Annotated in this window: 9 protein-coding genes; 2 read left to right on the top strand and 7 right to left on the bottom strand. The window is 25.7% G+C overall.

The features are described 5' to 3' along the window. Positions 1 to 243: 243 nt before the first annotated feature. The 3 genes from LPC13_RS13560 to LPC13_RS13570 form a co-directional block, all read right to left on the bottom strand. Positions 244 to 1,005, bottom strand: a complete 762-nt coding sequence (locus LPC13_RS13560; protein WP_005213273.1) for a MerR family transcriptional regulator — start codon at positions 1,003 to 1,005, stop codon at positions 244 to 246. A 77-nt stretch (positions 1,006 to 1,082) separates the two neighbouring features. Then, on the bottom strand, positions 1,083 to 2,213 hold the full coding sequence (locus LPC13_RS13565) for a deaminase domain-containing protein (RefSeq protein ID WP_195244874.1): 1,131 nt from the start codon (positions 2,211 to 2,213) through the stop codon (positions 1,083 to 1,085). 165 nt (positions 2,214 to 2,378) lie between these two features. Next, positions 2,379 to 2,816, bottom strand: a complete 438-nt coding sequence (locus LPC13_RS13570; RefSeq protein WP_195244875.1) for a GatB/YqeY domain-containing protein — start codon at positions 2,814 to 2,816, stop codon at positions 2,379 to 2,381. A gap of 168 nt (positions 2,817 to 2,984) precedes the next feature. Here LPC13_RS13570 and LPC13_RS13575 point away from each other — a divergent pair, with 168 nt between their 5' ends. Next, entirely contained in the window at positions 2,985 to 3,308 is a 324-nt protein-coding gene (locus LPC13_RS13575) for a DUF1622 domain-containing protein (protein ID WP_005213280.1), read from the top strand. Between the two features lie 71 nt (positions 3,309 to 3,379). Here LPC13_RS13575 and LPC13_RS13580 read toward each other — a convergent pair whose 3' ends face one another. Beyond that, positions 3,380 to 4,789, bottom strand: a complete 1,410-nt coding sequence (locus LPC13_RS13580) for a clostripain-related cysteine peptidase (protein WP_051040680.1) — start codon at positions 4,787 to 4,789, stop codon at positions 3,380 to 3,382. A 237-nt stretch (positions 4,790 to 5,026) separates the two neighbouring features. On the opposite strand from LPC13_RS13580, the gene LPC13_RS13585 reads away from it, so the two are divergent. Further along, entirely contained in the window at positions 5,027 to 5,239 is a 213-nt protein-coding gene (locus LPC13_RS13585; protein WP_234088893.1) for a hypothetical protein, read from the top strand. Positions 5,240 to 5,487: 248 nt separating this feature from the next. Here LPC13_RS13585 and LPC13_RS13590 read toward each other — a convergent pair whose 3' ends face one another. The 3 genes from LPC13_RS13590 to LPC13_RS13600 all read right to left on the bottom strand — a co-directional run bounded on the left by LPC13_RS13590 (position 5,488) and on the right by LPC13_RS13600 (position 8,547). Then, positions 5,488 to 6,435: a patatin-like phospholipase family protein gene (locus tag LPC13_RS13590; protein ID WP_005214491.1), complete on the bottom strand. Its 948-nt coding sequence runs from the start codon at positions 6,433 to 6,435 to the stop codon at positions 5,488 to 5,490. 52 nt (positions 6,436 to 6,487) lie between these two features. After that, positions 6,488 to 7,468 (bottom strand): diaminopimelate dehydrogenase, encoded by a 981-nt coding sequence (locus LPC13_RS13595; RefSeq protein ID WP_040419804.1) that lies wholly within the window; start codon positions 7,466 to 7,468, stop codon positions 6,488 to 6,490. Positions 7,469 to 7,821: 353 nt separating this feature from the next. Next, positions 7,822 to 8,547 carry an MBL fold metallo-hydrolase gene (locus LPC13_RS13600; RefSeq protein ID WP_005214489.1) on the bottom strand — a complete coding sequence of 242 codons (726 nt, stop codon included), beginning with the start codon at positions 8,545 to 8,547 and terminating at the stop codon, positions 7,822 to 7,824. Positions 8,548 to 8,645 lie beyond the last annotated feature (98 nt).

An 8,645-nucleotide genomic window follows, 5' to 3' on the forward strand; every position in this document is an offset into this window, starting at 1 on the left:
AGTAATTAGGATTGTTATGCCATTTTTACATTATTATACACTTTTAGTATAAATAGTATCCTTTCTAAAATATTTAGATTTTTCAACATTTGTTTTGCTTTTTTGGGTTATATTTAGATTTTTTTACATTTCTAATAAAATACCTCTATTTAATATCACTAATTTCTCTAACATATTAAAAACAAAAAACACAACAGAAAAATCATTTCTGCTGTGTTTTTATTTAATTTTTTCTTTTATTTATTATTTCATTTTAGTATAAATATAAATAGCATCTCTTAAGAATTTAGTAGTTCCTTCTACATTTTTATCATAATAAGCAGTGAACCTTTCATCATCAACATACATTTGAGCAATTCCTGCATGAGCTTCCTTTGTATATTTTGGCCAAGTAAACATAAGCCATTTTTTATGAAGTTCTGCAACTTCTTGCGCTAAATTACTAGATGGATCATTAGTTTTAAAAGCTTCTGCCAGTTTTTCTTCAATTTCTTTTCCTAATCTTATAAACTCATTATATTTTTCTTGAGACATACCCTTTATTTTACTATTACTTTTATTTACTGTATCATCTCCATACTTCTCTCTTACTTCTTTTCCATATTTATTTTCATTTTCATCTATTATATTTTGCTTAAACCCTTCAAATTTTTCTTTATTTGTCATTGTATTTTTCCCCTCTTTTAAATTTATTGTTTTATTTACATTTTTTAAAAGCAGCTCTATTTTTTGTTGCCTTTCAAGAAGTTTTATTTTATGCTCCTTTAGTGCTTCTACTTCATCAAAATTAGGATTATCTAATATTTCTTTTATTTCACCTAGCCCAACACCTAGCTCCTTATAAAAGAGGATTTGCTGAAGTCTATCAACCTCATTCTCTCCATATATCCTATATCCTGCTTTATTAATTCTTCTAGGCTTTAAAAGATTAATTTCATCATAATATCTCAAAGTCCTGGTTGTTATTTTTGCAAGCTGACTAAGTTTTTGCACTGTATATTCCATAATCTAGACCTCCTCTTAAGCTAAACTATACACCTTAACGTTGCGTTAAAGTCAACAATAAAAAATATATTTTTTATCTATTCCCCATACTTATTTCTATATTTAACTTTAAATTTGATTCTAGGATACTTTTCACAAAATTGACTAATAACATAATAACAACTTGGACACGGTTGCCATTTACTATATAAAACAAGCTCTCCTTTGTCTTCTAACTCATTGCTTTCTATTTGCTTATTTATTTCTTCTAATATCTTTTTTTCACTATCATTAATTCTATTGTATCCTATCCCTAATTTACCTAATTTATTAACTTTACTACTTTTGAAGGCAACTTGTCCTATAGGTTTTGCCATACAAAATCCTTCTACTTCATCGCTACCACTTACAGCTTTAAACTCCTTACCATTATAAATCGCTACTGCTATGTTTATAGAGTCTTGTAATGCATCACTTTGATTTATACTTATTGTTCCAACTTCATTCTCACTAAATTCAATATATTTATCTATATTTTTTCTTAAACGCTTCATTCTTGGTATATTATTTTTTAAATGCTGATAATACTCTATAGTTCCTTTTGTAGGTTTAATATATGTTGTCTTTATTTCCGTTGGTATTTCCATTGATATTGTTTTTATTTTATTTTTATCGTCATAATTTTCCTTTATTTTTTCTGAACTATTTAAAATCATCTTTTTTAATAACTCAATATCTTTAGCATAGACATATTCTTTACTTATTTCTGCCTCTAATGTTTCTATTCTTGCTATTTCTTTTTCATTTATAGTTTCTGATATACTATCTTTTATTTTATTTATAGCTTTTATTATATGCTCTACATCATCTTGAATACTTACTACTCTATCATACTCAACTCTAGTTATATTTACCTTTTTAAATTTACTTATCTTTTTACATAACTTATTATGTTCCTTCTCAAAAAGTACTACTTTTTCTATGTAATCTATAAATTCTAATATATCCTTGGATCTATAAATAATATTATCTTCTTCAATGATGGTATATAGGTTTTCTACCATTTCCTCATTTATATTAAAAATTCTCTTCATTTCTTCTTTGAATTCATCTTCATCAAGTTTATTTACTATATATCCATCTCTTTTTAATATTTTTTTTAAATCACTTAAGCTACTAATATCTATTCTCTCTTTTTTCTTCTTTAGTGTCATACCTATTTCTGTCATATTCACCTCTAAATATTTATTATCTATTTATATTTAATAAATTATAACTAACCTATATACTACTACCATTATATATAAAAAATCAAATTACATATTTATGTAAAATATATCTTATATTTATATAAAAAAATTAGGTACACCTTACCAGTATACCTAAAACTTATATTACCCTAATAAATTTTTCACCATAGGATTAATCTTTGATCTATCAAATTTCCCATTAACCTTTGGCATAATTTCCTTCATTATTTTACCCATATCCTTAGCTGTATAATTGCCATTTGTTATTATTTCTTTTAACATAGCTACAACTTCTTCTTCACTTAATTGCTTTGGAAGATATGGAGTTAAAACTTCAAGGGCAAATTTCCCCTCTTCTATTTTTTCTTCATCATTTGCCTTTACAGCATACTCTAAAGCTTCCTTTGTTTGCTTTATGCTTCTTTCAACTATTTTAATAACATTTTCATCATCTATAACTTCCCTGCTATTAACTTCATATGCTTTAATTTCAGCATTAACTAATCTTAACACACTAACCTTTTTTTTATCTCTAGCTTTCATTGCTGCTATTTCGTCTTTTTTTAAAACTTCTTTTAACATATTATTTTATATTTAGTAAACTATCTTACTAAACTTTCCTCCTTTATTAAAAATACTTCCTTTTAATTATACTATTTTTATACTATAAATCAAAATATTTCTATGTAGAATAATATATCCTATTTTTCAAATACTAATCCTAAGTATAAAAATAAAGGAGTATTAATTATGCTTGAAAACTTATTTAACACTTACCTTCCTCATTTAATTAATTTATTAGAAGGTATGGGAATTATTATTCTTTTAATTGGTGCTTTTACAGCTTTTTTCAATTTCTTTAGAACCTTTTTTACAAAGAAAGATTATAAAATTAAATTAAATTTTGCAAATTCACTAGTAACTTGCTTAGATTTTAAATTAGCTGCAGAAATTTTAAAAACTGTAATAATTAAAGATTTAGATGATTTAATACTAATAGGTACAATTTTTATTTTACGTATTATCATGACTTTTGTTTTAGAAAGAGAAATACGTATAGAAGAAAAAAAGTAAAAAATATTATTAACCATTATTTTTAATTAATAGTTAGGAGTTTAACTCTTAACTACTAATTTCTAATTAGTTTAATTATATCTATTTGCTATACTATCCTTAGATTTATGTTCACTAGTGAATTCGCGAGCTGTACCTATAATGCTAATTTTCCCTTCAGATATATCACTTACAATTTCATTTATAAATCTATAATGATCATCATTTAGATTCAAATTATTAAAGGCATCTTTAAATTCATTAAAATAATCTATTTTATAATAAGGAAAATAAATAGATAATCCTCCTACCTCTTCCATAGTACTTGTAAACGACTTATATTTAACAGCTTTATTTATAGATTCTATTAACTCTTGAGATGAATTCAAATTTAATTTTTCTGCTATACTTATTGCATCTATATGATCTACCAAATTATCTGCAAAATTTTTAGCTTCACTTCTAGCTAGCGAAACTTTATCATAATTTTTATTATTTAATTCAATATTAATCTCAGTAAAAAAATCACATAAATTTTCATATACATATTCTATTTCTGTTAAATCTGTAATTGCTAATACTGCTTTTTCTGGAATTTCTCTATTGGAATTATGTTGCACAAAATCATCAATTATTATTTTTCCAAGCTCTTCTGTTGAAATTGATGTATTATTAGATAACTCTGTAATCCAATTACTATAATACCAACCTGCAAAAGGCTCTATTTCGGAAGATGCTATTAAGTAATCTGAAAAATCCTTAAGATTATATGCAACTTCTATAGTTGACATAAAACAAGCATCAAATCCAATAAAATCAAAAAAAACATCACTTTCCTCTAATGCCTTTGTCATATCACTTAATTCCATATTATCACCCTCAAAGTTTTCATCACGCCCAAAACCTTCTATTGTACCAAAGCCATGATTCCAAACTATAAGTCCATATCTATTAGCTGGATAGTTTTTTGTTGAATATGTAATAAAATCCTTCAATGTGCTTGATTCAGCCATATTCCTTAATCCTAAATCATCTTTAACTAAAACAAGCTCATTATCTTCAATTTTATATATCTGGTTTCGTTCTTCACTTATAGATTCATTGGTCCAATCAGAGGTTCCACCTGTTTCAATTAATATATTTATATTTTCACCTATATTGGACTCTAACATTTCTCTTATATCTACGCTAGCGGCTCCATATTCTGATTCTAAATCTGAGCCACACATATAAATCATTAATGTAAATTTATCTTCATTATTTCCTATAATATTGGTTCTATAAGCCCTTTTAGTATCCACTGATTCATTTTCTGTATCTATTATTTCTTCTTCTAATTTCACTTTAACTTCTTCATTATTTTCTTCAACTTGTTTTTCTATAACAACCTGTTTTTCTATTTTTTCTTCACTACTAGTATACATTCTAAAAAATAATATCCCTAAGCTTAACATTATAATACATAATCCTATACTCATAAGACCTTTATATATTTTTTTCAAAACCTACTCTCCCCCATAATTATAATTTTTAAAATTACATAAGTTCATTATATCATTTACTTTCCTAAAAAACTCCGCTTATAACAATCATCTTAACAATTTCCTTATATCTTGTTTTACATAAAAATTTTTTAAAAAGCTCACCATAATAATTATTCATGAATATATTATACTATAAAACATTATGCATATTTTCTAAAAATGTTTTAATTATATTTAGTTAAAGGAGGGCTTAATATGAGAAATTATTGTAACAACTATAATAATAATAATAATAATAATAATAATAATAATAATAATAATAATAGATGTTGTCCTAATAATTATTATCAAAATTATGGATATAATAACTATGGATATAACAATTATGGATATGGCAGATGTGGAAATTTTGGATCTGGAAACTGCTTCTGTGGCTTATGGCCATTATTATTCTTATTCTGCTTCTAACAAATTTTATTTTTTTTTTAAAAGAGTTTATAAAGTTTTTTTATATTATGAAAACTTCTCATAAACTTAATATTTATTTGTCCTCTAAGTATTGTAAAACTTCAGTGTAAATTTTCAATTATTAATTAATCAAATAAAATATTATTAATATAGAAAAGCTATTTTAATTTATACATAGCTTTTCTATATTAAGTATTTTCTATCTTACGTATTTTACATACAATATATAAAATAAAAATTTTAACACCTTATAGTGACTCATGCTTACTATTTATTGTTTTATTTTTCTTATTACTTTTTATCTTATTTGATAGTTCCTTTGTATAATTATATAGTTTATACAATTTAGGATTCTTTCTTTTCTCTTCATCCTCGCTGGCAAAATTTGTAAGCAGCATTATTGGCTCAAGCTTATTCATTGCATCATTATATCCCTCAATAATTCTTTTCCTTTTAGCTTCCGATTCTAAATTCAACGTTCCAGTAATTGTATTTTCAAATAAATTTTCTGGTGCTATAATTATTAATTTTGAATTAGGATAAAGTGATCTATCTATTTGTGCATCCTTTGAAAGTAAAACAACAATAATTATGTCACAATTTTCTCCATATACAGGTTGTATAGGTACATTATCAACTATTCCTCCATCTATATACTTTTCTCCTAACACTTCTGTACTATCATATATTAATGGCAATGAAGCTGAAGCAAGTACAATATTTTTTCCCGTTTCTTCATCAAAATCATTTATTTTAAAATATTTAGCACTAAAGTTTGTTAGCTTAGTACATGCTGCATAACATATTTTATTATTTTCTTTAATTTTAGCGCAATCAATATATTTATTTATAATATCGATAGCACCATCCTTTGCAATGGCTCCTCGCTCAACATTATCATTTAAAAACTTCTTTGCTAACTGTAGATTTTTTCCACCTAGATATAAACCTATACCTCTTGTAATTAATTCCATCTTACTAATAGGAACTATTTTGTCCATAGTTACTTCTTCCCATAGTTTTTCAGCCTTTTCCATATCATCCATTGCAAATAAAATTGCATTAAAAGCACCTATAGATGTACCTGCAAAAACAGATATATATTGGCTTAAATTTAATTCCTTTAAAGCCTTCCAAACTCCAAGTTCATATGCACCTTTACCGCCACCACCAGCTAATACTAATCCTACTTTCATAACTTCCTTCCCTATCTTTGATATTTTTATCTAAATGAATTTATATATTTTCTTATAATAACTCTCGTCTTAATTCTTCTCCACTTTTTGGTGATAAATAACTAAAAGGAATATCTAAAACTGTATAAGCTCCTGATTTTCCTTCTTTAAATAATTTATATACAGCTCTTGCATAAGCTACTAATATACTTCCTGTAAACTCTGGATTACTATCTAACTCCAAACTAAATTCCATTCTTTGCTTTACATTAGCACTTGTGTTACCACTTCTAACTACAAAACCTCCATGGGGCATCGCACTATGTTTATCTTTTAATTCTTCTTCTGTAATAAAATTTACTTTAGTATTATAATCACTAAAATAATTTTTCATATTAACAATTTCATTCTCAATTTTCTTTAAGTCTGCCCCTTCTTCAGCAACTACATAACATATTCTTTCATGCTTTTCTCTAACAGTAAAATCAGGTGTTTGTCCATTACGTATTTGTTCTATAGCACTTTTAATTGGTATTGTATACTGCACAGCATCTTTTACCCCATTAATATTTCTTATGGCATCTGAATGTCCTTGACTTATACCTTTTCCCCAAAATGTATAATCTTTCCCATCCGGTAAAATAACTTTTCCTAACAATCTATTTAAAGAAAATAATCCTGGATCCCATCCTGCTGATATAAGTGAAATTGTTTTTGCCCTTTTTGCTACCTCATTTATACTATTAAAATGATATGGTATATCTGCATGTGTATCAAAACTATCTATTATATTAAATTTTTCTGCAATCTTAATACTTTGTTTCGGTAAATCTTTAGCAGAACCTCCACATAATATCATTACATCAATTTTATCAATATAATTATCAATTTCTGATATATGAACTATTTTTGAATTTATAGTTTGTACTGTTTGTGGATCTCTTCTTGTAAAAATAGCCTCTAATTCTAAATCAGTATTTTTATTCAAAGCTAACTCTACACCTTTACCTAAATTTCCATATCCAACTATTCCTATTTTAATCTTATTTCTCATGATAAATTTCTTGGTTATTCCCCAAGCTCCTCCCTTCAACAAGTTGCTCTAACTGAAAATATCTACATGAAAATAGTATCATATTTTTTCTTATTTATCCATAATATGGTTTTAGTATAAAACTATTTCATATGTGTAAATCTAGCTATAAAAATACTATGATTTTATATTATAGGGCAGTGTATAAAATTATTCTCTATAAATAATTTTATAAAATAAAAAATAACAAATTAGAAGAACTGTACTATCAATTTCACTCTAATTTGTTATTAAATTTGTTTTAAAATTTTATTAAATTATTAATATTAAATTTTTCTGTAATTTATTCTCTTTAGAGAAAATAGTTAATTTAATTACACTTCTATTATAAGATCATATTTCGCTAATAATATTTCTTTATCAAAAGCTGTATTCGCTTCTTTTAGCAAATCTTCAATATCTCCATGATGTGGTAAATGAGTTAATACTAAAGTATCAACATTACCTTCTTTAGCAACAGTAGCTGCTTCAATTGCCGTCATATGCCCAGACATTCTTCCTCTTTCATATTCATAACAAGAAGCTTCTGCAACTAAAATATTAGCATCCTTACAAAACTCTGGTAATTCATTATAATATCCTGTATCCCCTGTATAAACTATAGTTTTTCCTTCCTCATTAGTAACTTTAATACTATATGCTTCAACTCCATGCTTATTAATATGAGTTGAAAAAGTTAAGCTTCCTATAGTGAATTTCTCTTCTTTCTTAAAATTCTTTCCTATACAAAACTTTTTATATGCTAATATTTCTTCTTCTCCAGGTCCGTATATAACAAGTGGTTCTTTTCTTGCTTCACTAAAAGTATCAAGCATCGTTGCAAAATGCATACATTCTAAATCAGCATAGTGATCTCTATGATAATGGCTTATTATCACTCCATTAAGTTCACTTAAGTTTATATGATTTTGAAGTCTTGCTATTGATCCACTTCCACAATCTAATAATATCTTTGTTTTCTTATCTTCAATTAAATATGCAGATGTAGCTCCATTAACTCTAGGATAAGCTCCATCACATCCAATTATAGTAATTTTCATATCTTTCTCCTTTGTTATTTATTCGATCTGTTAAGTTATATGAACATTGCTCTTCTCAACCTAAGGAAATACAATAAGTTTGCGAGACTAAATAATAC

Source organism: Clostridium celatum (genome assembly GCF_021412605.1).
Lineage (GTDB): Bacteria > Bacillota > Clostridia > Clostridiales > Clostridiaceae > Clostridium > Clostridium celatum.

Coding starts and splice junctions, on each gene's coding strand:
- LPC13_RS13560 (WP_005213273.1), bottom strand. CDS start 1,005: ATGGAATATACAGTGCAAAAACTTAGTCAGCTTGCAAAAATAACAACC.
- LPC13_RS13565 (WP_195244874.1), bottom strand. CDS start 2,213: ATGACAGAAATAGGTATGACACTAAAGAAGAAAAAAGAGAGAATAGAT.
- LPC13_RS13570 (WP_195244875.1), bottom strand. CDS start 2,816: ATGTTAAAAGAAGTTTTAAAAAAAGACGAAATAGCAGCAATGAAAGCT.
- LPC13_RS13575 (WP_005213280.1), top strand. CDS start 2,985: ATGCTTGAAAACTTATTTAACACTTACCTTCCTCATTTAATTAATTTA.
- LPC13_RS13585 (WP_234088893.1), top strand. CDS start 5,027: ATGAGAAATTATTGTAACAACTATAATAATAATAATAATAATAATAAT.
- LPC13_RS13590 (WP_005214491.1), bottom strand. CDS start 6,435: ATGAAAGTAGGATTAGTATTAGCTGGTGGTGGCGGTAAAGGTGCATAT.
- LPC13_RS13595 (WP_040419804.1), bottom strand. CDS start 7,468: ATGAGAAATAAGATTAAAATAGGAATAGTTGGATATGGAAATTTAGGT.
- LPC13_RS13600 (WP_005214489.1), bottom strand. CDS start 8,547: ATGAAAATTACTATAATTGGATGTGATGGAGCTTATCCTAGAGTTAAT.